This is a genomic window from Aeromonas sobria (assembly GCF_050266975.1).
Classification (GTDB): domain Bacteria; phylum Pseudomonadota; class Gammaproteobacteria; order Enterobacterales; family Aeromonadaceae; genus Aeromonas; species Aeromonas sobria_B.
On sequence record NZ_JBKISU010000168.1, the window covers coordinates 1 to 209 of the forward strand.

1 pseudogene is annotated in these 209 nt (G+C 58.9%); it reads left to right on the plus strand.

The annotated features are described in order from the left end of the window. Positions 1–209, plus strand: a pseudogene (locus tag ACLHZ1_RS20955) (IS3 family transposase); the annotation flags it as partial.

The following is a 209-nucleotide window of genomic DNA, read 5'->3' on the forward strand; positions in this document are numbered from 1 at the left end:
AAGACGGCCGCCCTGTTTGGGGTCGATCATGGCGCCGTTCGCCGCTGGACTGAGCACTGGAAAGCCAGTGGTGAAGCTGGCTTGACCATCACGACCAAGGCTTACTCTGCTGAGTTCAAAGAGGAGGTACTGCACTGGATGCAGGAAAATAATGCCTCTTCTCGCAAGGCGGCCGCAGCATTCAAGATCGCCGCGGCCTGCACCGTCAG